Origin of the sequence: Corynebacterium sp. HMSC034B08 (assembly GCF_001835805.1) — a bacterium.
Taxonomy (GTDB): Bacteria; Actinomycetota; Actinomycetes; order Mycobacteriales; family Mycobacteriaceae; genus Corynebacterium; species Corynebacterium coyleae.
On the sequence record NZ_KV825964.1, the window covers coordinates 112,929 to 139,327 of the forward strand.

Annotated in this window: 24 protein-coding genes and 1 pseudogene; 10 read left to right on the top strand and 15 right to left on the bottom strand. The window is 60.8% G+C overall.

Annotation, left to right across the window (positions count from 1 at the left end; all coding sequences use genetic code 11):
* The 3 genes from sufD to HMPREF2656_RS06955 are packed head-to-tail and all read right to left on the bottom strand — an operon-like array spanning position 1 to position 3,307.
* On the bottom strand, positions 1-1,164 hold the full coding sequence (gene sufD / locus HMPREF2656_RS06945) for a Fe-S cluster assembly protein SufD (RefSeq protein ID WP_070423139.1): 1,164 nt from the start codon (positions 1,162-1,164) through the stop codon (positions 1-3).
* Entirely contained in the window at positions 1,165-2,712 is a 1,548-nt protein-coding gene (gene sufB, locus HMPREF2656_RS06950) for a Fe-S cluster assembly protein SufB (protein ID WP_371440655.1), read from the bottom strand.
* On the bottom strand, positions 2,603-3,307 hold the full coding sequence (locus tag HMPREF2656_RS06955) for a helix-turn-helix transcriptional regulator (protein ID WP_070770989.1): 705 nt from the start codon (positions 3,305-3,307) through the stop codon (positions 2,603-2,605). Before HMPREF2656_RS06955 ends, sufB begins: the two co-directional genes overlap by 110 nt.
* A gap of 194 nt (positions 3,308-3,501) precedes the next feature.
* Between HMPREF2656_RS06955 and mptB the strand changes: the two genes are divergently transcribed.
* Genes mptB through HMPREF2656_RS06980 form a run of 5 tightly spaced genes read left to right on the top strand, consistent with a single transcriptional unit; the run spans position 3,502 to position 8,810 of the window.
* A complete protein-coding gene (gene mptB / locus HMPREF2656_RS06960) occupies positions 3,502-5,106 on the top strand; it encodes a polyprenol phosphomannose-dependent alpha 1,6 mannosyltransferase MptB (RefSeq protein ID WP_141761050.1) in 1,605 nt (534 codons plus the stop codon).
* Positions 5,107-5,112: 6 nt separating this feature from the next.
* Positions 5,113-6,039, top strand: a complete 927-nt coding sequence (locus HMPREF2656_RS06965) for an ABC transporter ATP-binding protein (RefSeq protein WP_070615017.1) — start codon at positions 5,113-5,115, stop codon at positions 6,037-6,039.
* A 4-nt stretch (positions 6,040-6,043) separates the two neighbouring features.
* Positions 6,044-6,832 (top strand): ABC transporter permease, encoded by a 789-nt coding sequence (locus HMPREF2656_RS06970; RefSeq protein ID WP_070423134.1) that lies wholly within the window; start codon positions 6,044-6,046, stop codon positions 6,830-6,832.
* A 45-nt stretch (positions 6,833-6,877) separates the two neighbouring features.
* Positions 6,878-7,831, top strand: coding sequence for a COX15/CtaA family protein (locus tag HMPREF2656_RS06975; RefSeq protein WP_070615015.1), 954 nt, complete (start codon positions 6,878-6,880; stop codon positions 7,829-7,831).
* A 1-nt stretch (position 7,832) separates the two neighbouring features.
* Positions 7,833-8,810, top strand: coding sequence for a quinone oxidoreductase family protein (locus HMPREF2656_RS06980; RefSeq protein WP_070816205.1), 978 nt, complete (start codon positions 7,833-7,835; stop codon positions 8,808-8,810).
* Here the strand turns inward: HMPREF2656_RS06980 and HMPREF2656_RS06985 are convergent.
* Positions 8,807-9,724, bottom strand: coding sequence for a heme o synthase (locus HMPREF2656_RS06985; protein WP_288870091.1), 918 nt, complete (start codon positions 9,722-9,724; stop codon positions 8,807-8,809). The two genes, HMPREF2656_RS06980 and HMPREF2656_RS06985, sit on opposite strands and share 4 nt — an antisense overlap.
* 155 nt (positions 9,725-9,879) lie before the next feature.
* Here HMPREF2656_RS06985 and tkt point away from each other — a divergent pair, with 155 nt between their 5' ends.
* From tkt to pgl, 5 genes are read left to right on the top strand one after another with little or no spacing between them, the layout of a single operon-like run.
* Entirely contained in the window at positions 9,880-12,051 is a 2,172-nt protein-coding gene (tkt, locus tag HMPREF2656_RS06990; protein WP_371440656.1) for a transketolase, read from the top strand.
* 6 nt (positions 12,052-12,057) lie between these two features.
* Positions 12,058-13,149 carry a transaldolase gene (gene tal, locus HMPREF2656_RS06995; protein WP_070816206.1) on the top strand — a complete coding sequence of 364 codons (1,092 nt, stop codon included), beginning with the start codon at positions 12,058-12,060 and terminating at the stop codon, positions 13,147-13,149.
* A 1-nt stretch (position 13,150) separates the two neighbouring features.
* Entirely contained in the window at positions 13,151-14,668 is a 1,518-nt protein-coding gene (gene zwf / locus HMPREF2656_RS07000) for a glucose-6-phosphate dehydrogenase (protein ID WP_070816207.1), read from the top strand.
* Between the two features lie 22 nt (positions 14,669-14,690).
* Positions 14,691-15,611, top strand: a complete 921-nt coding sequence (locus HMPREF2656_RS07005) for a glucose-6-phosphate dehydrogenase assembly protein OpcA (protein WP_070816208.1) — start codon at positions 14,691-14,693, stop codon at positions 15,609-15,611.
* Complete coding sequence (pgl, locus tag HMPREF2656_RS07010) at positions 15,608-16,306, top strand: 6-phosphogluconolactonase (protein ID WP_070816209.1); 699 nt, start codon at positions 15,608-15,610, stop codon at positions 16,304-16,306. Before HMPREF2656_RS07005 ends, pgl begins: the two co-directional genes overlap by 4 nt.
* 7 nt (positions 16,307-16,313) lie before the next feature.
* On the opposite strand, the gene secG is transcribed toward pgl, so the two are convergent.
* From secG to HMPREF2656_RS07065, 11 genes and pseudogenes are all read right to left on the bottom strand, one after another.
* Positions 16,314-16,550, bottom strand: coding sequence for a preprotein translocase subunit SecG (gene secG, locus HMPREF2656_RS07015; protein ID WP_070423126.1), 237 nt, complete (start codon positions 16,548-16,550; stop codon positions 16,314-16,316).
* 67 nt (positions 16,551-16,617) lie between these two features.
* On the bottom strand, positions 16,618-17,391 hold the full coding sequence (gene tpiA, locus HMPREF2656_RS13460; protein ID WP_070615009.1) for a triose-phosphate isomerase: 774 nt from the start codon (positions 17,389-17,391) through the stop codon (positions 16,618-16,620).
* 12 nt (positions 17,392-17,403) lie between these two features.
* Complete coding sequence (gene pgk / locus HMPREF2656_RS13465) at positions 17,404-18,615, bottom strand: phosphoglycerate kinase (RefSeq protein WP_371440657.1); 1,212 nt, start codon at positions 18,613-18,615, stop codon at positions 17,404-17,406.
* A 93-nt stretch (positions 18,616-18,708) separates the two neighbouring features.
* Positions 18,709-19,719, bottom strand: a complete 1,011-nt coding sequence (gap, locus tag HMPREF2656_RS07030) for a type I glyceraldehyde-3-phosphate dehydrogenase (RefSeq protein WP_070816211.1) — start codon at positions 19,717-19,719, stop codon at positions 18,709-18,711.
* Between the two features lie 259 nt (positions 19,720-19,978).
* A complete protein-coding gene (gene whiA / locus HMPREF2656_RS07035) occupies positions 19,979-20,968 on the bottom strand; it encodes a DNA-binding protein WhiA (RefSeq protein WP_070570378.1) in 990 nt (329 codons plus the stop codon).
* A 54-nt stretch (positions 20,969-21,022) separates the two neighbouring features.
* Positions 21,023-22,003 (bottom strand): gluconeogenesis factor YvcK family protein, encoded by a 981-nt coding sequence (gene yvcK / locus HMPREF2656_RS07040; RefSeq protein WP_070423121.1) that lies wholly within the window; start codon positions 22,001-22,003, stop codon positions 21,023-21,025.
* Positions 22,003-22,911, bottom strand: a complete 909-nt coding sequence (rapZ, locus tag HMPREF2656_RS07045; protein ID WP_070615004.1) for an RNase adapter RapZ — start codon at positions 22,909-22,911, stop codon at positions 22,003-22,005. Before rapZ ends, yvcK begins: the two co-directional genes overlap by 1 nt.
* A gap of 77 nt (positions 22,912-22,988) precedes the next feature.
* Positions 22,989-25,049, bottom strand: coding sequence for an excinuclease ABC subunit UvrC (gene uvrC / locus HMPREF2656_RS07050; RefSeq protein ID WP_070816212.1), 2,061 nt, complete (start codon positions 25,047-25,049; stop codon positions 22,989-22,991).
* A 3-nt stretch (positions 25,050-25,052) separates the two neighbouring features.
* Complete coding sequence (locus tag HMPREF2656_RS07055; RefSeq protein WP_224212675.1) at positions 25,053-25,586, bottom strand: PH domain-containing protein; 534 nt, start codon at positions 25,584-25,586, stop codon at positions 25,053-25,055.
* Positions 25,587-25,658: 72 nt separating this feature from the next.
* On the bottom strand, positions 25,659-26,144 hold the full coding sequence (gene ribH, locus HMPREF2656_RS07060; protein WP_070423117.1) for a 6,7-dimethyl-8-ribityllumazine synthase: 486 nt from the start codon (positions 26,142-26,144) through the stop codon (positions 25,659-25,661).
* 19 nt (positions 26,145-26,163) lie between these two features.
* Positions 26,164-26,399 (bottom strand): annotated as a pseudogene (locus HMPREF2656_RS07065) (bifunctional 3,4-dihydroxy-2-butanone-4-phosphate synthase/GTP cyclohydrolase II); the annotation flags it as partial.

Genomic DNA, 26,399 nt, shown 5'->3' on the forward strand with positions numbered 1-26,399 from the left:
TTAGTTTTCGTTGCGCTCGAGTTCGCCGGCGACGCGGGCGATGAGGTCTTCACGGACCGACTCGATTGGGATCTGGTTGAGGACCTCGTTAAAGAAGCCACGGATGATCAGACGGGTGGCGTCTTCCTCGCGGATACCGCGGGAGCGCAGGTAGAACAGCTGGTCGTCGTCGAAGCGGCCGACGGTTGCTGCGTGGCCTGCACCAGCGATTTCGCCGGTTTCGATTTCCAGGTTCGGGATCGCGTCGGCGCGTGCACCGTCAGTAAGCACCAGGTTGCGGTTGGTTTCGTAGGTGTCAGTGCCTTGCGCCTCCGCGCGGATGAGCACGTCGCCGACCCAGCAGGTGCGTGCCTCGGGCAAGCCGGAGGCCTTGTCGCCTTGGAGGGCGCCCTTGTAGAGCACATTGGAGCGGCAGTTCGGTACACCGTGATCGACGAGCAGGCGGTTTTCGATGTACTGGCCAGCGTCGGCGAAGTACACGCCGGTCAGTTCGGCGTCGCCGCCCGGTGCTTCGAAGGACACGCGTGGGGAGATTCGCACGACCTCGCCGCCGAAGGTGGCGACATGGTGGCGCAGGGTTGCATCTCGCTTGACGACGATCGCCTGCTGGCCAACGTGCACCGCATCAAGATCCCAATTGGCGTCGATGACGGCGTTCACACGGGAGCCCTCGCCGATGACCCAGTTGACGTTGTCGGCGTGAGTACCGGATCCCTCGTAGCGCACCAGCACGGTTGCGCCGGAGTTTGCGCCGGTCTCGACAACGATGGTGCCAAACGTCGTGACGTCTGCGCCTGCACCGGTCACAGTGATGGTGATTGTGTCGTTGAGCTCGACGTTTGCTGGCACCGATACCAGGGTGGCGTTTTCGGAGGAGGTCCACGCCTGGGCGGCGATGCGGTCGACGGGGGCTCCGGCGGCGGTCACGCGGTCGTCGTCAAGCGCAACTTGCTCAACGGTGACCTCAGACGGAGCGTCAACTGTGATCTGGGCGGGAGCCTGCGGCGCGAACTGGCCGTTGTGCAGGCCGCGCAGGCGACGTAGGGAGACGAAGCGCCAGACTTCGTCGCGGCCGCCGGGGATGTCGAAATCCTCAACGTTGAAGGAGGAGTACAGGTCGCCCTTGTTGTTGTGTGTGGTGGCGTTCTTGACGGTTTCAGCCATTTAGCCCACCGATCCTTCCATTTGCAGCTCGATGAGACGGTTCAGCTCGAGGGCGTACTCCATTGGCAGCTCCTTGGCGATCGGCTCGACGAAGCCGCGCACGATCATTGCCATTGCCTCTTCCTCGGCGATGCCGCGGGACATGAGGTAGAACAGCTGGTCCTCGGAAACCTTGGACACCTTCGCCTCGTGGCCGAGCGTGACACGATCGTTACGAATGTCGTTGTATGGGTACGTGTCCGAGCGGGAAATGTTGTCGACCAGAAGCGCGTCGCATTCAACGTTGGATGCGGAGTCGTTCGCATTGGCATTGACCTGGACCAAGCCACGGTATGCGGCACGGCCACCGCCGCGGGCGACGGACTTGGACACGATCGACGACGACGTGTGCGGAGCCATGTGCGTCATCTTCGCACCGGTGTCCTGGAACTGGCCCTCACCTGCGAAGGCGACGGAGAGCACCTCGCCACGGGCGTGCTCACCGGTCATCCAGACGGCCGGGTACTTCATGGTCACCTTGGAGCCAATGTTGCCATCGACCCACTCCATGGTCGCGCCCTCTTCAGCCTTGGCACGCTTGGTGACCAGGTTGTAGACGTTGTTCGACCAGTTCTGAATGGTGGTGTAGCGGCAGCGGCCGCCCTTCTTCACGATGATTTCCACCACCGCGGAGTGCAGGGAGTCCGACTTGTAGATCGGGGCGGTGCAGCCCTCGACGTAGTGCACGTACGCGTCCTCGTCGACAATGATCAACGTGCGCTCGAACTGGCCCATGTTCTCGGTGTTGATGCGGAAGTAGGCCTGCAGCGGGATGTCCACGTGGACCCCCGGCGGGACGTAGATGAAGGAGCCACCAGACCACACTGCGGTGTTCAGCGCGGAGAACTTGTTGTCGCCGGCTGGAATGACGGAGCCGAAGTACTCCTTGAACAGGTCCTCGTGCTCACGCAGCGCGGTGTCAGTATCGACGAAGATGACACCCTTTTCCTCCAGATCCTCGCGGATCTGGTGATAGACAACCTCAGACTCGTACTGTGCTGCAACGCCTGCAACGAGGCGCTGCTTCTCTGCCTCGGGGATGCCCAGCTTGTCGTAGGTGTTCTTGATGTCCTCCGGCAGATCTTCCCAGGAGGTCGCCTGCTTCTCGGTGGAGCGGACGTAGTACTTGATGTTGTCAAAGTCGATGCCGGAGAGGTCTGCGCCCCAGGTCGGCATCGGCTTCTTTTCAAAGATCTCGAGCGCCTTGAGACGCTGGTTCAGCATCCATTCCGGCTCTTCCTTGATGCCGGAAATGTCGCGGACAACGTCCTCGTTGAGGCCGCGTCGCGCGGATGCGCCGGCAACATCGGAGTCGTGCCAGCCGTAGTTGTAAGCGCCGATGGACTCGATGATCTCGTCGTCGTTCATCGGCTTTTCAAGACCTGGCGTTGGCTTCGCTTCAGTCATTGTCAGCCGCTCCTTTCGTTTCGTTTCCCGCCTTTGGGGCGAGAGGGATGTTAGTCGTGCAGATGCCGTGTCCGTCCACAATAAGGGCGAGCGGTTGCACATGCGTATCGACGATGCGCGCAATGGCCTCGTGTTCCGCCTCGCACAATTCTGGATGCTCAGCCGCTACCGCGGAGACTGGACAGTGGTGTTGGCACAGTTGGATACCTGCTGGCGTACGCCTGACGGTGGGCTCGTATCCGTGGGCTTCGAGCGCGGCAGCAACAGCTTGCACTGCTGCTTCCGGGTCGTCACTGTCAGCACCAGTCTGGACATCTGCGAAGATGCGTTCGGCCCTCCTGCGAGCGAATTCACGCACTGCTTCCTCGCCGCCGATAGATTCGATCACATCAACGGCCTCAAGTGCGATGGTGTCGTAGCTCGTACCGAACTCTTCCCTGCCCTTGACGGTGAGCTGGAAGTGCTTTGCCGGACGGCCGCGGGATGCCTGATCCCCTGCTACCGCACGCGGCGGGCAGGTTTCTGCCATCCCTTCTTCAACGAGTTTGTCCAGATGGCGTCGTACGCCGGCGGGCGAAAGTCCAAGCTCGGTGCCGATTTCGGCCGCCGCAACGGGCCCTTGTTTGAGCAGGATAGACATCACCTGCGAACGGGTTGTTCCGTTCACGCGGTATGCAGTGTCTTTCTCTGCCACCATGCAACCCCTTTCCTTGGCTCTCTGCTCGCCTTTACACAACACTAGTGTGTCGTAATTATTCCCGCCGAAGCGGGTCTCCTTGGCGTGGCGCGCACCAAGTAAGCTCTAGCGACGTGACTGCCCAGCCTCCCCGCTCGCCGAGATTGCCGCGTCTGCGGCGTCCTGGCCGTGCGGTCCTTGCGGAGTTTCCCCACATGGGGCGGCCGGGTTCGCGTTCCTCGGAACTGCACAATCCGTCGCCCGGGTTTGATGGCGTTTCGTCCATTCCACAACCGTCCTATCGGGAGCGGGACCGGTTTTTCCTTTTGCGCTGGCTCGGAGCCCTGGGCGCGTGTCTCATCGCGCTCGGTGGTTTAGGTGGCGGGGCGCTCCCAGTCGTCGATAATCCGTGGTTCGCCTTCCCCTTTGGGGCGACCATGAGCCGAATGATGCTGGCTTCTAACGCCATCGTGCTCATCGGCGTGGGCATGCTTGTCGCGTCATGGCTGATTATGGCGCCGTTTGTCGGCGCAGGTGGGCACGCACCACGCATCGGAGCACCGGCGCTGCAGCGCACGTTCGTCGCATGGGTGCTGCCATTAATGTTGACCGCGCCCCTGTTCACTCAGGACATTTATTCTTATTTGGCTAACGGCGCGATTGTGCGCATGGGCCTTGACCCGTACGCCGCCGGGCCAGTAGAGATCCTCGGCGTCGACCACCCACTGGCCAGATCTGTGCCGTTCATTTGGGCGCACTCTCCAAGCCCGTACGGGCCGGTCGCACTCGGCATCGCGGCGTTAATTTCCATTGCTACCGCCGATGCAGTGTTTTGGGGGGTCTTCCTGCACCGTGTGCTTTCTGTCGCGGGATTGCTCGCAGCATCGTGGGGGCTGCGCGCCCTTGCGCAACGGTGTGGCGTCAACGCCTCGGCTGCGCTGTGGCTCGGCCTGCTCAACCCACTGACCATCCTGCACCTGGTCGGAGGTATTCACAACGAGGCGTTACTGGTCGGCTTCGTCCTCGTCGGCCTCGAGCTCGGGCTCAGAGCAGTCGATCCGATCCGAACTGGCGACGCAACGTTCCGTACCTGGATCACCCTGATAGCATCGGGCGCCCTCCTCTCCTGTGCGGGGTTGGTGAAGGTGACCGGGTTCATCCCGCTGGGGTTTATTGGCATGGCGCTCGCGCGCAGTTTTCACCTCAAGGGAGTCTCTACGGTGCGCTCCATTGCGCGGGCAGTCGCCGTGCAAACGCTTATTTTCTTAGCGACGATCACACTCGTCTCCCTCGGTACCGGCATCGGGTTCGGGTGGGTGACGGGACAGGGCGGTGCTGCGTCGATACGCAGTTGGCTCTCGCTGACCACCGACATCGGCGTCATCAGTGGATTCATTGGGATGCTGCTGGGACTTGGCGATCAGACCGAGGCGATACTCGTCATTACGCGTGGCGCAGGGCTCGCCGTCGCGGCGGCGTTCGCGGTGCGAATGTTGTGGGCAACGTTTAAAGGCACGATCCACCCCGTTGGCGGGCTCGGCGTATCCATGCTGGTGCTCGTGATCCTGTTCCCGGTGGTGCACCCCTGGTATCCGCTCTGGGCGATCTTGCCGCTAGCGGCCTGGGCGAACCGGTTCTTTTTCCGGGTGATTGTGGCGTCTTATAGCGCGGTTTTTAGCTTCCTCGTGCTCCCGCGCGGGCTGGCACTGCCGCCGTTTGCTGTGGTGACAATCTACGGGTCAGCTGCTGTTGCGTTCGCTGCGTTAGTGCTTGTTGCCTGGTTGGGTTTCCGGTACTGGCGGGGCCGCGGGCTAGACTGATCGGCCATGAGTGATCTTGCTCTTGAAGTCGACAATGTCGTCAAGGAGTACGGCGAAAAGCGGGCTGTCGACGGGCTGACGTTTACCGCGCGACGTGGTGAACTTTTGGCACTGCTCGGCCCGAATGGTGCCGGCAAAACGACGACGATTGAGATGTGCGAGGGGTTTACCACACCAACCTCCGGGTCTATCCGGGTGCTTGGCATCGACCCTGTTACGCAACCGCAGAAGGTCCGTGACCGCATCGGCATCATGCTGCAAGGGGGCGGATCCTATGCGTCGTTGAAGGTTCGCGAGATCCTGCAGCTCGCTGCGCGGTACAACACCAATCCTCACGACCCGGACTGGCTTATAGAGCTGCTCGGGCTTGAAGGCGTAGCGAAGACCACGTACCGCCGCCTGTCGGGCGGCCAACAGCAGCGACTGTCGCTCGCGCTCGCGATGATTGGTCGCCCAGAACTAATCTTCCTCGACGAACCCACTGCAGGCATGGATGCCCAGTCGCGCCTCGCAGTATGGGACATCATCCAGGCGATGAAGCGTGACGGCACCACTGTGCTCCTTACCACCCACTTGATGGACGAAGCGGAAACGCTCGCCGACGACGTTGCGATCATTGACCATGGCAAACTCGTCGCCCAAGGCTCCCCAGCGGAGTTGACCAGTCATGAGGAGTACCCGGTTGTTGCTGTCCGCACGGACCGTAAGCTCGATGTGCACCTGCTTAACGACGAACTCCGAGCGCTCGACATTACCGCCGAGGCAGTCAGCCCTCAGCGCTACCGAATTCTTGGCGCCGGTTCCCCGGCCGTCATCGAAGCGCTTGCGCGAAGTGCTGCCCAGCAAAACGTGCTGATCCGGGATTTGTCGATGTCGCACCGCGACCTTGAGGACGTCTTTTTGGATATCACCGGACGAGAGTTGAGGAGCTAACGCAATGACTACGCAAGCCCAGACCACCGACCGAGCTCTTACCCCTGGTATTTTCACGCCGAACCCGCAACGTGCATCACTTGCACAGATGGCACTGGCACAAGGCCGCGTTGAAGCAAGGCTGATGCTGCGCCACGGCGAACAGCTCCTCGTCAACCTCATCATCCCTGCTGCGGTGCTCATCGCAGCCACGCACATGCCGATGTTTGGCGACGACACCGACTTCAACGCACTCGTTCCGATGGTGTTTGCTGTTGCTGCTACCTCGGCTGGCTTCACGGGCCAGGCGATTGCCCTTGCGTTTGATCGTCGATACGGAGCGCTCAAGCGCGTGGGCGCCTCGGGCGTGCCACCATGGACCATCGTCGCCGGGAAAATCTTCGGTGTTCTCGCCACCGTTTTGGTACAGATCGTCGTCCTCGGCGCGATTGCCCTGTACCTGGGCTGGCGAGTTTCGGTCGCAGGCGCTGGATTCGGCCTGATTACCCTGCTGTTCGGCGTGGCGGCGTTTACCGCCATGGGACTACTGATGGGCGGCACGTTGAGCTCCGAGCTAGTCCTTGCGCTGGCAAACCTGATCTGGATTGCGTTCATGGGCATCGTTGGATGGGTGGTCTATTCCGGAGACCTTTCTAGTGCCGGTGTTTGGAATGCTGTGCCCACGGTCGCGCTAGCCGGCGCTTTGGCAGATGCTGTTGACCTGCGTTTTAACGTGTCGGCTTGGGTCTCGCTCGCAGTATGGACTGTCCTAGCGATCATCGGGGCGGTGCGCCTGTTCCGCTTTGACGACTAACCGCGATACACTCAAGCCGTTATTCATCCGAAAGTTGGAGAAGTTTTGTCGACCACCACTGCCCAACCAAAGTCCCAAAGCCGTTTCAAAGAGGCCTGGGAAGATCCCTCACTCCACCTGCAGCGCGTTCTCGGCATGGTGCTGCTCATCTGCCAAGGTGGCATTACGGTCACCGGCTCGCTTGTCCGCGTGACCGGTTCCGGTCTCGGTTGCGACACCTGGCCGCTGTGCCACGAGGGCTCACTCGTGCCGGTTGCGGGCGCTGCACCTTGGATTCACCAGACAATCGAGTTTGGTAACCGCCTGCTCGCCTTCGTCGTCGCCGCTGCCGCAGTCCTTGTCCTAATTGCGGTATACAAAGCGAAGCGCAGCGACGCAATCAAGACGATGGCTTGGGTTTCCTTCCTCGGCGTTGTTGTCCAGGCCGTCATCGGCGGCATTTCAGTACGCCTCGACCTGCAATGGTGGTCCGTCGCGGTGCACTTCCTGCCGTCGATGCTGCTCGTGTGGGTTGCGGCAGTGCTCTACATGCGCATCGCAGAAACCGATGCGGCCGATCCGACGCGCCGCTTTCCCGCGCATGCTCAGACCTGGACCGTCATCGCCGCCGTCGCGCTCTGCTTTGTCCTCGTTACCGGCACTATGGTTACCGGCTCGGGTCCACACTCGGGTGATTCCGGTGTTGGCATGGAAGGTCGTCTCGACCTCGACACCCGGATGCTCGCCTATGTCCACGCCATCTGCATGTACGTCTACCTCATCGCAACCTTCGTCGTCGCTTTCATCTTGCGTCGCTCTGATGCCCCTGCAGACGCAAAACGAACCGTCTGGGTGCTCATTGCATTGATTTTTGTGCAGTGGGCCATCGGCGTCATCCAGTTCAGGATGGGTGTTCCACGCTGGACAATCCCAGTCCACATCGGCATGTCATCAACGGTCGTGGCATTTAGTGCATTCCTTTTCGCACACGGAAAGCGTCGTTTGCCTACGCTAGTGTGACATGAAGGCAATTCTTGTTACCAAACATGGCGGCCCGGAGGTACTCGAATACACCGAGATCGCCGATCCCGTTCCAGGCGAGGGGCAATTGCTTATCGACGTCGACTATGCCGGCGTCAACTACATAGACACGTACTTCCGCTCCGGAACGTACGCCTCTGAGCCTCCCTACGTCCCCGGCACCGAAGGTTGCGGCCGAGTGGTCGACGACCCATTGGGGGAAATCGCGCCGGGTACGCTCGTCGCTTGGCACGACGCTCCAGGGTCCTACGCAGAGAAGGTTGCCGTCGACCGCAACCGTCTCGTCGCAGTGCCGGAAGGCGTGCAGCCCGAGGTTGCGGCATCCATGCTTCTACAGGGGATGACCTCGCACTACCTTCTCCACGGTGTTCGAGATACCAGGCCGGGAGACACCATGGTCATCACTGCTGGCGCCGGTGGCGTCGGCCTTATCCTGACCCAGATGGCTGCGGCGCTCGAAACCACGGTTTATTCGATTGTTTCTAGTGACGAGAAAGAGGATCTCGCGTACAAAGCCGGAGCGACCAAGGTGTTCCGATACGGAGACAAGGGCTCCGCTCTCGCAGAGGAAATCAAGGAAGCCAACGGTGGCAAGGGCGTCAACGTGGTCTACGACGGCGTTGGCAGGGACACTTTCCAGTTTGCCCTTGAGGTCACAGGTCCGCGCGGCCTCGTGTGCTCCTTCGGTTCCGCGTCGGGCGACGTGGAGCCGTTCAAGATTCAAGAGTTGAACCAGCACGGAGCGCTGTTCCTCACCCGCCCCTCGCTGAAGCACTACGTTGCCACAGACGAGGAGTTCCTCATGCGCGCACAGGCAGTTGTCCGTGCTATCGAGGACGGTACCGTCCGGATGCGCGTCCACCCGCCGTATGAGCTCAAGAACGCCCGCAAAGCCCATGAGGATCTGCAGGCGCGTAAGACCACAGGTTCTGTGGTGCTCAAGATCGAGCGGGATTAAAAGAGCAGTTCTCCGATAGTCTCCCAGCCAAGCACGGCGTCAAAGGACAGACCGAGGAACAGGGCCGCGAGGTAGTTGTTCGACAAGATGAACAGCTTCAGCGGTTTGACCTTCTCGCCACGGACGATGCCGTTGTGCAGCTTGGTCGCCATGACGAGGAATGCGACACCGGATACCACGGCAATCACGAGGTAAATCCACGACGCAGCCGGCACGAGGCCAAACGAGACAATGACGGTCAGCCAGGAGTACAGCACGATCTGACGGCTGGTTTCTTCTGGCGAGGCCACCACCGGCAGCATCGGCACATTCGCACGCGCGTAGTCTTCCCTGTACTTCATTGCTAGCGCCCAGGTGTGCGGTGGTGTCCAGAAGAAGATGATCAGGAACATCACGATGGCCTGCCACCAGTGGTCTGGCGTTCCGTCGGTGACGTTGTCGCGGATCACGGCCCAACCGACGAGCACCGGCATGCAGCCAGCCGCGCCGCCCCAAATCACGTTTTGCCACGTGCGGCGCTTGAGCCACTTCGTGTAGACGAAGATGTAGAACGCGTTGGTCAAGATGATGAAGAACGCCGCCAACCAGGACTTACAGAGCAAACCAAGCCACAGCACACTGATGATCAGCAGTGCCCATGCAAAGATGGCGGCCTTTTGCTTGGTGATCTTGTGACGGACCAGCGGGCGGGCGCGCGTACGCCCCATCTTCTGGTCGATGTCGTAGTCGGCCACCATATTGAACGTGTTTGCGGCGCCGGCACCCATCCAGCCTCCGAGGAGAGTTGCGAAGACGAGCCAAACGTGAACTTCGCCGCGGTCAGCCTGGAGCATCGCCGGGATTGCGGCGACCAGGAGTAGTTCAATGACCCTCGGCTTCGTCAACGCGAAATATGCCTTAATGGTCTCCAACAACTCTCTCCTTTTTATTCTTCAGGTGGCGCAGGGCACTCATACCTTTGGACGATGGTAGCCGTTCCCCCACTGTAGGCACGAATCGAACACGCCATAAGGGTCACGCAGTATGCTCTTGGGAGACCTCATCAGACTCAACTTAAGCGAGGAATGAAGTGACGCTGCCACCCGAGCTGCAAGCCATGACTGTCCGCAACTACCCGTCGGATTGGACCGATACTGACACCCGCGCGGTTGATACCGCCCGCGTGCTGGCGGCCGACGCGGTGGAGAACTGCGGGTCCGGACACCCGGGTACGGCGATGTCCCTGGCGCCGCTCGCCTACACCCTGTTCCAGCGTGTGATGAATGTTGACCCGTCCGACAAGGATTGGGTTGGCCGCGACCGCTTCGTGTTGTCCAACGGCCACTCGTCGTTGACCCAGTACGTGCAGCTCTACCTCGGTGGTTTCGGCCTCGAGCTGCAGGACTTGAAGGATCTGCGCACCTGGGGTGCAAAGACGCCGGGGCACCCGGAGTACAACCACACTGACCATGTGGAGATCACTACGGGTCCACTCGGCCAGGGCCTTGCCTCCGCTGTGGGCATGGCAATGGCTTCTCGACGAGAGCGCGGCCTCTTCGACCCTGAGACGCCTGCTGGCGAGTCCCCGTTCGATCACTACATCTATGTCATCGCTGGCGACGGCTGCCTCCAAGAAGGCGTTACCGCAGAGGCATCTTCGCTTGCAGGTACCCAGCAGCTGGGCAACCTCATCTTGTTCTGGGACGACAACCGGATCTCCATTGAGGACGACACCCAAATCGCATTTACCGAAGACGTGATGAAGCGATACGAGGCCTACGGTTGGCAGACGCTGACCGTCGAGTCCGGCGAGGATGTCGTGGCAATCGAAGCAGCCGTCGCAGAGGCGAAGGCCGACACCACGAAGCCGACCATTATCCGTGTGAAGACCGTCATCGGCTACCCGGCCCCGAACCTGATGAACACTGGTGCTATCCACGGCGCAGCTCTCGGCGCGGACGAGGTAGCTGCGGTGAAGGCTGAACTCGGCTTCGATACCGACGTTCACTTCCCTGAGGAAGCCGAAGTGATCAACCACACCCGCAAGCTGCGTGAGCGCGCAGCCGAAAAGCGTGCCCAGTGGGATGAGAAGTTCAACGCCTGGGCTGCGGCAAACCCGGAACGCAAGGCGCTGCTGAATCGCCTCACTGCCCGTGAGCTGCCTGCGGATTGGAAGAAGGACTTCCCCACTTGGGAACCGGATGCCAAGGGCCTAGCTACCCGAAAGGCTTCTGAAGCTGCGATCCAGGCTGCGGCCGCTATGCTGCCTGAGCTCTGGGGCGGTTCTGCGGATCTTGCTGGTTCCAACAACACCCTCATTAAGGGCGAGCCGTCGTTCGGTCCTGAGTCGATCTCTACGGAGATGTTCACGGCGAACCCGTACGGCCGCAACCTCCACTTCGGTATTCGTGAGCACGCGATGGGCGCTGTCATGAACGGCATTGCCTTGCACGGTGGCACTCGCGTATACGGTGGCACCTTCCTCATCTTCTCTGAATACCTCTACCCCGCCATCCGCGTTGCCGCACTGTCCGGCATCGATGGTTACTACGTGTTTACGCACGACTCGATCGGCCTCGGCGAGGACGGCCCAACTCACCAGCCGGTGGAGACTCTGGCTGCGCTGCGCGCCATCCCGGACGTTGCCGTGATTCGTCCGGCAGATGCGAACGAGACTTCTGCTGCGTGGATCGCCGCACTCGAGGCGAAGGAACAGCCGAAGGCCCTGGCCTTGTCGCGCCAGAACCTGCCGGTGCTCGAGGGCACCAAGGAGAAGGCGTTCGACGGTGTCGCCCGCGGTGCTTACGTCCTGGTTGAGGGTTCGAAGGAGACTCCGGACCTGATCATCATGGCGACCGGCTCCGAGGTGCAGTACGCGGTTGAGGCCGCCAAGGTGCTCGAGGAAGATGGCACCGCAACGCGTGTGGTTTCCGTGCCGTCCATTGATTGGTTCATGGAACAGGACGACGACTACATCGACGCTGTTTTGCCTCGCGAGGTCAAGGCCCGTGTGTCTGTCGAGGCAGCAACCTCCATGCCGTGGTTCCGCTTCCTCGGCGAGTTCGGCCGCGCTGTGTCGCTGGAGCACTTCGGTGCTTCTGCCCCGGGCGCGGAGCTCTTCGAACGCTTTGGTTTCACCACCGACAACGTTGTCCGCGTCGCCCGCGAGACTCTTGCATGCGTGCGAGATAGCCGCAGCGTGCCAACGAGCCAGCGTGTTGGCGACACCGAGTCCGAACCAACCCGCGGCGACGGAAAGTAGGAGTGCATGACTGCTATCGACGATCTGTACAACGTAGGCACGTCAACGTGGCTGGATGACCTGTCGCGTGAACGCATTGCTACCGGCAACCTCGCTGAAGTGAAGGCATCGAAATCGATTGTCGGCGTAACCACTAACCCGGCGATCTTCGCTGCGGCGATGAGCTCGGGCACACACTACGACGAGCAACTCGCCGAGTTGAAGGCTGCTGGATCTGCTGCTGATGCAGCGGTTTACGCAATGAGCGTCAAGGACGTTCAAGATGCGTGCGACCTGTTCCGCGATACGTTCGAGGCAACGGGTGGCAAGGACGGTCGCGTGTCCATTGAAGTAGATCCTCGCTACGCGGCTGACGAAGCAAAGACCATCGCGCAGGCGAAGGAGCTCTGGAATCAGGTCGACCGGGAGAACTTGATGATCAAGATTCCCGCAACCGACGAGTCGCTTCCGGCCGTCACCGCCGCCCTCGCCGAAGGCATTTCGGTCAACGTGACGCTGATCTTCTCGGTAGAGCGCTACCAGCAGGTCATCGACGCGTACAAGGAAGGCATCCGTCAGGCTGCTGCGAACGGCCACGATGTCAGTACTATCCATTCGGTGGCATCGTTCTTCGTATCCCGTATGGATAGCGAGGTGGACAAGCGCCTCGAGGTCATCGGCACCGACGAGGCTCTCGGGCTTCGTGGCAAGGCAGGCATTGCGAACGCCCGCTTGGCGTATGCGCTGTTCCAAAAGGAGTTCGAGGCGGAGCTCATCGACGAACTGCCTAACGGCGCGAACAAGCAGCGCCCGCTTTGGGCGTCAACGGGTGTGAAGAACCCTGAGTACCCTGCGACGATGTACGTCACGGAGCTGGCCGGACCGGATACTGTAAACACGATGCCGGAGAAGACTCTTGACGCGGTGCTCGCGGATGGCGGTGTGCACGGCGACACGCTCACCGGCACCGAGGCTGTCTCCCGCGAGGTGTTTGCGGCGCTGCGTGAGGTTGGCATTGACGTTGAGGATGTCGTCGCCACGCTAGAGCGCGAAGGCGTAGAGAAGTTTGTGGACGCGTGGCAGGAGCTGCTCGATTCGATGAAAGCTAAACTCGCCTAATGTGACTAACCCACTCCGTTCCGCTGAGGACAAGCGGCTGCCCAAGATCGCCGGACCTTCCGGCATGGTTATCTTCGGTGTGACCGGCGATCTGGCCCGCAAAAAGCTTCTTCCCGCGATCTATGATCTAGCGAATCGCGGTCTGCTCCCCGGCGGGTTCACGCTCGTCGGCTACGGGCGGAGGGACTGGACACAGGCTGATTTTCAGGCCTATGTCCGTGAAGCAATCGATGCGGGCGCGCGCACTAGCTTTCATGAGAATGTGTGGCAGCGCCTCGCTGAAGGTCTTCAGTTTGTCAAGGGCAACTTTGATGACGACGACGCCTTCGACGCCCTTGCGGCCACGTTGAAACGCAGTGACGCCGAACGCGGCACTGCTGGCAACTGGGCGTACTACCTGTCGGTACCTCCCGATTTTTTCGCGGATGTGATCCACCAACTTGATCGCAGCGGTATGGCCCACGCAGGTGAAGGCGAGTGGCGGCGCGTGATCATCGAGAAGCCATTTGGGCACAACGCGCAGTCAGCACACCAGCTCAACGAGGTGGTAGGCGCCGTGTTCGACGAGCGCTCCGTGTTCCGCATCGACCATTATCTGGGCAAAGAAACCGTCCAAAATATTTTGGCCCTGCGCTTTTCTAACCAGCTCTTCGAGCCCGTGTGGAACTCGCACTACATCGACCATGTGCAGATCACCATGGCCGAGGACATCGGCCTCGGTGGTCGGGCGAGCTACTACGACGGCATCGGCGCAGCGCGCGATGTTATCCAGAACCACCTGATTCAACTGCTCGCGTTGGTTGCCATGGAGGAGCCGACATCGTTCTCGCCACGGCAGCTGCGCGCGGAGAAGCTTAAGGTGCTTCGTGCCACCACCGCTGTCGGCCCGTTCTCTGAGACGACGGCACGCGGCCAGTACACCGCGGGTTGGCAGGGCTCTGAACGCGTCGTAGGGCTGCGGGAGGAAGACGGATTCGATCCGAATTCGACAACTGAGACGTACGCAGCATGCACGCTAGAAATCGCGTCGCGACGTTGGGCTGGTGTGCCGTTTTATCTGCGCACCGGCAAGCGCCTAGGCCGACGGGTGACCGAAATCGCGCTTGTCTTCAAACAACCCCCGTACCAGCCGTTTACAGAAGGCCAGACGGATTTGCTGACCAACAACGCAGTGGTCATCCGCGTCCAGCCCGACGAAGGTGTTCTCATGCGCTTCGGTTCGAAGGTCCCCGGCCCGGGTATGGAGCTTCGGGACGTGAACATGGATTTCCACTACTCGGAGGCGTTCACGGAACAGTCCCCAGAGGCGTACGAGCGTCTCATCCTTGATGCGCTGCTTGACGAGTCCAGCCTGTTCCCCACTAACGCCGAGGTGGAGCGCAGTTGGCAGATTCTGGATCCGGTGTTGGACTACTGGGCGGAACATGGCGCCCCTGACGACTATGAGGCAGGCACCTGGGGTCCTGCGTCCGCTGATGAGATGCTTGCCCGCGAGGGCCGGGCGTGGCGTCGTCCGTAACGGAGCAGAAAGGGTTCGACGTATGATCATCGATCTTCCTAACACCACCACGAAACTGATTGAGACGTCACTCGCACGCGTGCGCGAGAGCCATTCGCTAGCTACCGGTCGCGTCCTGACGCTTTTGGTTGCGGTAGATGAAGACAGCGAGCTTCTCGACGACACCTTGTCCACCCTCCGGGACGCCTCTTTCGAGCACCCAGCACGTGTACTCGTGCTGGTCTCCGGCGACCCGGCTAAGGAATCGCGTCTCGACGCCCAAGTGATGGTTGCGTCTAACGCAGGCGCCTCCGAGGTCGTCGTCATGCATCTGCGCGGGGAATTGACGCAGCACCTCGGTGCGGTGGTGACACCCCTTCTGCTTCCCGACACCCCCGTTGTCTCATATTGGCCAGGCGCTGCTCCAAAACGGCCCGCCGAAGAGCAGTTGGGACGCATTGCGCAACGTCGCATTACCAACATTCGTGGTGCGAGCCGCGATGGATCGCTCGCGGAGTTGGCGGCAGGCTATACGCCCGGCGATTCCGATATGTTGTGGTCTCAAATCACTCCCTGGAGGGGAATTCTCGCTTCGGCGCTTGACCGGTTCCCTGAGCACACAATCACGGGTGCAGAGGTCGCCGGTGCTCCTGGAGACCCCAGCGTGGATCTTGCGGCCGGCTGGCTCGCTGACAGCCTCGATGTGGAGGTAACACGTTGCGATGAGCATATCTCCGGCTTCCCCATCGCCCACACCATCATCCACACTGACGGCGGCGATGTTGAAGTCGTTGCTGAGGGTGAGTACACGGTACGCATTTCGGTACCAGACATGGCTGACTCGCGCGTCGCAATGGGTGAGCGCACTGACGCCGAATGTCTTGCCGAAGAACTTCGCCACCTCGGTCCCGATGCCATCTACGGCAACGCTTTGAACGGCTTAGGAAAGGTACGACACGCATGATTTATCCGAATCTCGAGGCTCTTATCGACGACACCGCCGCCGACGTTGCGGCCGTCATCCGCGACGCTCAGCGCTCAGGCGACGGCCGCGCTCGAGTGGTACTGACCGGCGGAACCGCGGGCATCGCTCTCCTGCGACGTCTGCGCACCGAAGCGATCGACTGGGCAAACGTAGACATATTTTTCGGCGATGAACGCAACGTACCGGTAGACCACCCCGAGTCCAACGAGGGCCAGGCCCGGGAGGCGTTGCTTGACCATGTCGACATACCCGAAGCGAACATCCACGGCTACGGGTTGGACGGTGGGCCCATGGATGCCGCGGTAGCGCGTTATGAAGCAGCCTTAGCGGAGTTTGCGCCGGATGGCTTCGACCTCCACTTGCTCGGTATGGGCGGCGAGGGTCACATCAACTCGCTGTTCCCTCACACCAGCGCCGTGCGCGAACATGATGCCATGGTCGTCACGGTTACTGACTCCCCCAAGCCACCAGCCGAGCGGGCGACCCTGACCCTGCCTGCGGTCCAGTCAGCCGACCGTGTGTGGTTGCTCGTTTCCGGCGCAGAGAAAGCCGAGGCTGCCTCCCACGCAGGTGACGGTGTTACGGCAGCTCAGGATTGGCCGGTCGCCGGCGCAGTTGGGCGTAAAGAAACGGTCCTGCGCATCACCGAGGATGCAGCAGGACCGTTGAACTAATTCGCTGTTAGGACGCGAACGTCTGGATCAGATTCAGACCGATGATGCAGGCGATCCAGATGATCGCCATCAGCACGGTCACGCGGTCCAGGTTGCGCTCCACGGTGGTGGAGCCGGACAGGTTCGCCTGAACGCCGCCACCGAAGAGGCTGGACAGACCGCCGCCCTTGCCTTTGTGCAGCAAGACGAACACGGTCATGAGGATCGCGGAAATCACCAGCACGATCTCGAGAGCAAGAGCCATCTGCGATACCTTTCCAAATCACATTGGTGCAAACTCTGTTGAGCCTACACCACTTTCTGGTGGGACCTTACATCGACGCGTTCGCGGCAGCGGCGGCAAGCTTCGCAAACTCCTGGCCATCCAAGGAGGCACCGCCGACGAGTCCACCGTCGACGTCGGGCTGGCCCACGATCTCTGCGACGGTGTCCGTTTTCACCGAACCGCCGTAGAGGATGCGGACCTGCTCGGCTGCGTCGTCGCCCGCAAGCTCACGGACAAGTTCACGGATGCCGTGGCAGACCTCTTGGGCGTCCGCGGCGGAGGCTACCTTGCCAGTACCGATTGCCCACACGGGCTCGTAGGCGATGACGACCTTGGACGCATCCACACCAGCTAACGACTCACGCGTTTGCTTGACCACGAAGTCGAGGTGGTCGCCCGCCTCGCGGACCTCGAGTGGCTCGCCGACGCAGACGATTGGCGTGATGCCGTGTTCAAGGGCCTTCTTCGCCTTGGCAGCGACCTGCTCATTGGTTTCGCCGTGGTACTCGCGACGCTCCGAGTGGCCGACGACCACCCAGGTGCAGCCGAGCTTCTCCAGCATCGCGGCAGAAATGTCGCCGGTGTACGCGCCGTTGTCGTGCTCAGACACGTCCTGCGCGCCGTAGGTGATCTGGAGCTTGTCGCCTTCCACCAACGTCTGGATTGAACGAAGGTCTGTGAACGGGACAGTCAGGGCGATATCGACTACCTCGTAACCATCCTTCGGGAACGCGAAGACAAGCTTCTGCGCGCTCTGGATCGCTTCAAGGTGATCGTGGTTCATCTTCCAGTTGCCCGCGATGAGTGGTGTACGTGCCATGGATAGACCTCCTTACTGCAGAACAGAAACGCCAGGCAGGTCCTTACCCTCAATCAATTCGAGGGAAGCGCCACCGCCGGTCGAAATGTGGGAGAAGCCCTCTTCGTCGAGGCCCAGAGTGCGCACGGATGCCGCCGAGTCGCCGCCGCCGACAACCGTGAAGGAACCGTTGTCCTTCGTCGCTGCGATCATTGCCTCAGCCACTGCCTTGGTGCCGTCGGCGAAGTTCGGGAACTCAAACACACCCATGGGGCCGTTCCAGAACACCGTCTTGGAGCCCTTAATTGCCTCGGCGTAGTTCTTTGTGGTCTCCGGTCCGATATCCAGGCCCATCCAGCCCTCCGGAATCTCATCCAGACCGACGACCTTCTTCTCGGTGTCCTTGTCAAAGCCAGCACCCGCAGCGACATCAACCGGCAGAAGCAGCTTCTCGCCGAAACGTGCGATGAGCTCCTTGCAGGTATCGATCATGTCGTCCTGCAGCAGCGACTTCTGCACGTTGTGGCCCTGGGCCGCAAGGAAGGTGAAGCACATGCCACCACCGATGATGATCTTGTCTGCCTTCTCTGCAAGCGCCTCGATCACACCGAGCTTGTCGGACACCTTCGAGCCACCGAGCACCACAATGTAGGGGTTCTCTGGCTTGTCCTTGACCGCAGACAGGATCTCTACTTCCTTATCGACGAGGAAGCCTGCGTACGCCGGCAGCTTCTTCGCAACGTCGTACACGGACGCCTGGGCACGGTGCACAACGCCGAAACCGTCAGAGACGAACGCGCCGTTGTCAGCCGCCAACGCAGCGAGCTCGGCTGCGAACTCCGCGCGCTCCGCCTCGTCCTTTGAAGTCTCGCGCGGATCGAAACGGACGTTCTCCAGGAGCAGAATCTCGCCCTCGGTCAGGCCGTTGGCACGCTCGTGGGCGTCCTCGCCACTGACGTCGCCTGCCAGCGGGACAAACTGCCCGAGACGTTCCGACAGTGCCTCTGCAACCGGTGCGAGAGAAAACTTCGGGTTCACCTCGCCCTTCGGGCGGCCGAGGTGTGCCATAACGATGACCTTCGCGCCGCCGTCGAGAAGCGCCTTCAGCGTAGGCAGCGACGCGTCAATGCGACCGGCATCGGTGATGTTGCCGTTCTCGTCGAGCGGAACGTTGAAGTCGGAACGAACGAGGACGTGGCGGCCGTCGACGCCTTCGTCGAGAAGCTGCTGCAAGTTCTTAGTCAAGGGGTCTCTCCTTTTAGTTCGGTGAACGCATCCCATCGTATGAAAAACGGGTCCGCCGCGCTGGAAGCGCCACGGACCCGGGGGTGCCATAACTTAGAGCTTGTCCGCGACCAGCTTGGTCAGACGGATGTACTGGGCGGTGTAAGACCACTCGTTGTCGTACCACGAGATGATCTTGACTAGGTTGCCGTCGATGACGCGAGTCATGCCAGCGTCGAAGATAGCGCCGTGCGGGTCACCGATGATGTCGGAAGAGACGATCGGGTCCTCGGTGTACTTCAGCGCCTGGCCGAACTCGCTGTCCTCCACAGCCTTCTTCACTGCCGCATTGACCTCCTCGACAGTGACATCCTTGCCCAGGGTCACGGTGAGGTCGGTGGCGGAACCGGTGATGGTCGGCACACGCATTGCGAAGCCATCGAGCTTGCCCTCAAGGCTCGGGAGCACGAGCGCCACAGCCTTAGCTGCACCGGTGGTCGTCGGAACGATGTTCTGCGCTGCCGCGCGGGCGCGACGCAGGTCCTTGTGCGGAGCATCCTGGATCCGCTGGTCACCTGTGTAAGCGTGGATGGTCGTCATCAGGCCACGCTCGATGCCAAAGGCCTCATCGAGGACCTTCGCAACCGGCGCCATAGAGTTCGTGGTGCACGATGCCGCGGAGATGATGTTCTCCTCGCCGGTGTAGTCGGCATGGTTCACACCCCACACGTAGGTGCCGTCAACTTCCTTGCCCGGTGCGGAGATGATGACCTTCTTCGCGCCGGCGTCGATGTGCGCCTGAGCCTCCGGCCCCTTGCGGAATACGCCGGTGCACTCCAAGACAATGTCAACATCGAGGTCACCCCAGGCGAGGTGTGCCGGGTCCTTCTCAGCAGAGACCTCAATGCGGCGGCCATCGATAGAGATCGAGTGGTCGTCGTACTCGATGCCGTGCTTGAACTGGCCGTAGGCCGTGTCGTACTTCAGCAAGTGCGCGAGAGTCTCATTGTTCGTCAAGTCATTGATCTTGACGACCTCGAGCTCGCCCTTGTACTCGTCCTCGATGATGCGGAGCGCGGAACGTCCGATACGACCGAAACCGTTAATGCCAATGCGCGTAGTCACTGTATTTTCTCCTCGATGGTTGTAGAAAACCTCGTACGCAAGCCAGTGTATCTGCGCCTCTCACAGCCTGCAGGGCGCAAATTCGCCCCAAGGCCCCCTCCCCACAACCAGGGGGAGCATTCCCCCGTCGTGCCGATTCTGAATGTGGTTTCCCACACCACGACACCTCAGCGCCCCCACTCCCCTTGGGGAAATACCGCCCGCTCAGGGCATGTCATGTATCCCACAGGCAACTGTGATTCCGGACACGTTCTGGGCGTTAATCTGAATTCACAGGATTCGGAGCCGTTTCCACTCCGTGTGTGTCCGGGATCCCCATCTCGGCTGCTCGACGGTCAGCGAGCGACAGCAGTCGTCGAATACGTCCTGCAACGGCGTCCTTGGTCATCTGCGGGTCAGCCAAACGACCAAGTTCCTCGAGTGAAGCATGACGGTGTTCCACGCGGAGGTAGCCCGCTTCTGCAAGGTGCTCAGGAACGTCGTCGCCAAGAATGTCCATCGCACGCTCCACCCGAGCTGCAGCAGCTGCTGCAGCCTGCGCCGAACGGCGCGTATTGGCGTCATCGAAGGTAGCCAAGCGGTTGTTTACCTTCGCTGTCACAGCCTTCGCCGCGCGCTTGCGGTCCCACTCCAGGCGGGTCAGTGGTGCCCCCATACGACTCAGCAGGATTCCGATGGTCTCGCCGTCGCGGATAGTCACTCGCTCCACACCTCGGGTTTCACGGGTCTTCGCGGTCACCGACAGACGACGGGCCAACCCAACGAGTGCGAGCGCAGCTTCCTGGCCCGGGCACGCCACTTCAAGGGTCGCGGTACGGCCAGGCTCCATCAGCTTTCCTCGCGCGAGAAACGCGCCACGCCAAGCTGCCTCAACGCCGGCCATTGATCCTGAAATCACCTGTCGCGGCATACCAACCACCGGGTGACCAGACGCTGTCACAAGCCTCAGCCGGCGGATGACATCAGCCACGTCACGTTCCACCCGAACGACATACGTGGTGTCTTTACTGCCTTGGACAGGGGGTACGGTCTCGATGGCAGGCTGGACTGCGCAGAGTTCTTGAATGGATTCCGCGAGCCTCACCGCCACCGGCTTCTCGCCGAATTCTGCGACGATGGCCAGACCGTTATCGGAAGGCTGGATCGAGCCGGCGAAACGAATAAGCGCGGTGGCTTCCGCCGCCCGAGCCTCGGTGGTACCACAAGATACGGCGAGTAGCTCTTCTTTCACCTTGCCCGTAAGCGCCAATGTTTCCGTCCTTTCATCGCCCCCTTCAACCCGGAGCAGTCTAGCTTGCAGCTGTTAGCTGCTCGTCGAGAGGTCCTTGAGCGCAGCAGCAAGCTTCAACGGATCATGAAGATTGCGCTTCACACCATCGTCGCCTTCGACGCGTAAGGAGCGGTACTCGACGTCCGCGCCGAGCCGTTCCGCCGCACGGCGGACGTTTTCACGTTCACCGTGCGTAGTCACCATGTCACTGTCCGCCAGGAAGCAATCAACCCGCAGGTTGGGGGCGTGTTGCGCAAAGACATGGATATGACGCTCGGTGGTAAACCCATGGGTCTCCCCTGCTTCTGGGGAGAGGTTGAGTACCACAACCACCTTCGCTTCGGTCTCGTTCAGCGCATCACACACTTGAGGCACCAACAGGTGCGGGATCACAGAGGAAAACCACGAACCAGGCCCAATGGTGACCAGATCCGCGTCCATAATCGCCTGGATGGCGTCCCGGCTCGCTGGCGGTTCGGACGGAGTCAGCCGCACACGGCGCACAGTGCCCGGTGTCGTCGCAACGGCGACTTGGCCGTGTACAGAGCGCAGCACCCGTGGGTCGTCGTCAAGCCCTGCAACATCAGCTTCAATGTCGAGGGGTTGTGGGCTCACTGGAATGACTCGTCCCTGGGAGCCGGTCCATTTGCCAACCTGGTCCAGCGCCGCTTGTGTGTCACCAAGGCGCTCCGCAAGTCCGGCGATGATCAAGTTTCCCAAGGCGTGTCCAGCCATTGCGCCATGCCCACCGAAGCGGTGCTGGAGCGTGTCGCGCCACATCGCGCCGTCCCCGCTGTCGTCGGTAAGCGCTGCCAGCGCCATGCGGAGATCTCCCGGAGGAACAATCTCCATCTCGCGACGCAGGCGGCCCGACGAGCCGCCGTCATCGGCAACTGTCACCACAGCGTTAATACGAGCTGCGCCGGCAACGCGCGCGGCCGTGAGCGTCTGGTAGAGCCCATGCCCTCCCCCGAGGCATGTGTACGTCATCGCCGCGGGATCAGTCGCGCGCATTAGTGCTTCTCCAAATCACGGTGGATGACATTGACATCAACTTGGCCCTGCTGTCGCAGTCGCTTCCCGATCGCTTCTGCGACCGCAACCGAGCGGTGGTGCCCACCTGTGCAGCCAACGCCCACAGTGATGAAGTCCTTACCTTCGTGGCGGTAGCCCTTCAACGTGCTCGACAACAGATCAACGAAATGGTCCACGTATTCCTTCGCACCATCCTGCGACAGGACATAGTCTGCTACAGGTGCGTCGATACCGCGGAAGTCGCGCAGCTCCTCAACCCAGTATGGGTTGGGTAGGAATCGCACATCAATGATCAGATCAGCGTCACGTGGCGAACCATGCTTGAATCCGAAAGACTCAATAGTGACGTGTTGACGCTCCACCGGCAGCTCGCCGACCGATGCCTCAACAGCGCGGCGTAGGTCGTGCACAGACAAATTGGACGTGTCGATGATGACATCTGCGGCCGAACGGATGCCTTCCATTTCCTCGCGTTCGCGATCGATGCCGTCCTGCAAGGTACCATCGCCCTGCAGCGGGTGCGTGCGCCGCACGGAGTCGAATCGGCGGATCAGCACATCGTCACGCGCCTCAAGAAACAGCACGAACGGTGAGTAACCACGTCGACGGAGCCCCTCAAGGGTGTCGGCCAATGAACCGTTGAACCGGTCTGCGCGCACGTCCGACACGACCGCCAGCCGTTCCACTGGGGAATCGTCCGCTGCTGCAAGGTCCACAAGCTCCAGAATTAACTGGGGTGGCAGATTCTGAGAAACGAAGAAACCTTTGTCCTCGAATACTTTCGCTGCGGTGGACAATCCGCCACCGGACAAACCGGTGATGATCACCGGACGCCAACTGGCGGAACGCAAATCGTGTGGCAATGCTTGAGCAGAAGCTGTGGACATGGCGCTCATCCTAACGAAGCGCAGCGAGCCGCGTCGCGGTTCCGCAAAAGCTGCCGCAAAACCAGCCTCACAACCAGCTACGTATGAAGGTGCTCGTAGATCGTCGCGGCGAGTTTCGGACCGACGCCTTTAACCTCCTGGATCTCCTCGATAGAAGCCTCTTTGATCTTCTTCACCGAGCCAAAGTGCTTCACCAAATCGGTTCTCCGCGCGGGGCCTAGTCCCGGGACTGCGTCGAGGGCGGACGCTCGCATGCGCTTCGAGCGTTGCTGGCGGTGGTAGGTGATGGCGAACCGGTGGGCCTCATCACGCACCTGCTGGAGCAGATACATGCCTTCGGAGTTTCGCGGCAGGATCACCGGCTCGTCGTCGTCTGGCACCCACACTTCCTCGAGGCGTTTGGCCAATCCGATGAGTTGTACATCGACGATGCCGAGGTCGTCGAACACAGCCTGTGCGGCATTAACCTGGGGTTTGCCACCGTCGACGATGAACAACTGAGGAGGGTAAGCGAAGCGTTTCGCACCGGTCGATTCGTCGGCCTCGTCCTCGAAGGTCTGCGCCTCAGCGACCTCATCAGGGTTGGCGAGTTTGTCCTCGTTGTAGCGCTTGAAGCGCCGGCGTGTGACCTCGGCGATGGACCCGACGTCGTCGGATCGACCATCGCCGGCTGCTTCCTTGATGCGGTATCGACGGTAGTCGTTCTTTTTGGGCAAACCGTCCTCGAACACCACGAGGGAGGCTACAACGTCGGTGCCTTGGATGTGGGAAATATCGGTGCATTCAATACGCAGCGGCGCTTCGTCCATCCCGAGCGCGTCCTGGATATCTTGCAGGGCCTGCGATCGTGCGGTCAGGTCACCGACCCGCTTCAACTTGTGCTGGTGGAGCGCTTCGGCGGCGTTTTTGTGCACTGTTTCCATCAGTGCACGTTTATCACCGCGCTGCGGCACGCGAAGGTCCACAGGCCCGCCACGTAGTTCTTCGAGAAGTTGGGTCACTTCCGGCAGTTCCGCGGGCAGCGTCTCGACGAGAATCTCACGCGGCACCGGCATCGGTGCCGCCGCCTGTGCACGTGACTCCTGATCTACGCCTCGGCGACGAACCTTCTGCGCTTCGATCTTGCGGTCCTCTTCACGCTCTTGCTTCACTCGCTCGACCGCATCCGAGTAGTACTGGACCAGGAAGTTCTGCATCAACGTTGGCAACGTTGGGTCGGTCTGGCCTTCCTCCAGACGTTCTGCTGCTCCGGGCTCATCGCCCGTTTTTTCGACAACCCAGCCCCGCTGTGCGCGGATGCGCCCATCGCGGACGTTGAAAATCTGCACCGCCGCTTCAAGCTCGTCGGTGTCAAAGGCGATGATGTCCGCGTCGGTGTCCTGGCTGAGGACGACCGTCTGGCGCTCCATTACCTTTTCGACGGCACCGAGGTCGTCGCGAAGCCGCGCCGCCTTTTCAAACTCGAGGTTTTCCGCGGCCTCCTCCATCTGTGCGGTGATGCCACGGACAAGCTTCTCGGAGCGACCTGCCATGAAGCCAAGGAAGCCTTGGACGATCTCGTCGTACTCGGCTTCGTCGACACGACCGACGCAGGGTGCCGCACACTTGTCGATGTACCCAAGCAAGCAAGGGCGTCCAAGGGATTCGTGACGGTTAAACACACCGTTGGAACACGTCCGAATCGGGAACACGCGCGTGAGCAGATCGAGGGTCTCGCGCACCGCCCACGCGTGCGAGTACGGGCCGAAATAGCGCACGCCCTTACGTTTGGGGCCACGGTAGAAGAACGCGCGCGGGTAGCGTTCGCGCACGCTGACGGCAAGCATTGGGTACGTCTTGTCGTCGCGGTACATGACGTTAAACCATGGGTCGAAGCGCTTGATCCATGTGTATTCGAGCTGGAGCGCCTCTACCTCGGATGCGACAACGGTCCATTCGACTGAAGCGCCGGTGTAGACCATCTGCCGGGTCCGCGGGTGCAGAGTCTCCGGTGGCTGAAAGTAGTTGCTCAGGCGCGCACGAAGATTTTTGGCTTTGCCAACGTAGATGACACGCCCGTCGCGGTCCCGGAACTTATACACGCCCGGATCGGTTGGGATCGTTCTGGGCGCTGGGCGGTAAGACTGGGGGTCAGCCAAGGGTTAATCCTTAGGCATGTATTTGGCTTCGAGCTTGCGGAATTGCTCGACAGCCTGAATCGCGCGCTCTTTATCGCCTGATTGGATCGCCCACAGGGTGACGTACTCGAATTCCGGAAGTTCGAGTCGCGCCATGCGGGAGCCCTTGGGAAAGCTCAAACCGTAAATGACGGTCCAGGGGTAGAAACGGGTGCCGATGATGTTGGCTACCTGGACACCGTCTTCGTTGACGCGCACCCGAGGGCGAGTCAGTGCGATCCAGGACAGGACGGAAATAATCAGGCCAACGCCAACGAACGCAAACTTATCCACGCTGGTAATCGCGATGCCCGAGAATTGCGCGTCCACGGCCCACGCCATGAAGAAATGCACGGCCATGACAAGGATGATCCAGCCGATCGCCACGGTTCGCAGGTACCTCGACGAAATCTCAAGCTCCCACGGCTTCGTCGAGGTGTTGGCGTGCGGATCAAGCGCAGTCAGATAAGCAGCTTCCTGCTCGTTCGTTATGTGTGTGCCTGCTGGTTGATCAGTCACTTCCGCACTCCTTGTCAACTTGAAAACGCTCTTGCTTCTCGACGACTCCGTGCCGCGCTCGCTCCGGCTACTTTAACCCTTTAGCGGCAAAGCGCGAACTTTCTGCAGTTCAACTAAGGCCCCAGCGGCCGCACGCATCGCTTCGGCACCTTTGTCTTCTTTCGCGTCTTCCCCACCGGCACGCTCGTAAGCCTGGTCTTCTTCTTCAACCGTGAGCACGCCGTTGCCTACCGGCGTTTCCTCATCCAATGCAATACGGGTGAGGCCAGCGGTGACAGAGTCGCAAACGTAATCAAAGTGGGCAGTTTCGCCACGGATGACGCAGCCGAGGGCCACTACCGCGTCGTAGCGCTTTGCGCATGCCTGCACCACAACTGGCAACTCCAACGCGCCTGCTACCGCATATTCATCGACTTTAACGCCCAGTTCTCGGGCCTCATCTCGTGCGCCAGCGCGCAGCATCTCGACGATCTTTTCATTCCAGCGGGTGTAAACGACGGCGACGGTAAGCCCCTCCGCTTGCAGGGAATAGTCCTCGGGTGCTCCAGTAGCTGCCACTGGTGGGTCTCCTTGATACCTAGTTGGTGTGGTGTTGTGGGTGTTGTGTGTTGTGTTCTTCAGCCCAACCGAGAATGCCGGGCAGGTCGTGTCCCATCCTGTCGCGCTTCGTCCGCAAATAGGCGATGTTGTCGTGGTTAGGAACCACTTCGATCCTACTGCGGTGAGCAACCTTGGGGATCAGACCGGCAAAGGCATCGACTTTTTGGGGATTGTTGGTCATCAGATCGACCGAACCGATACCCAGGTCTGCAA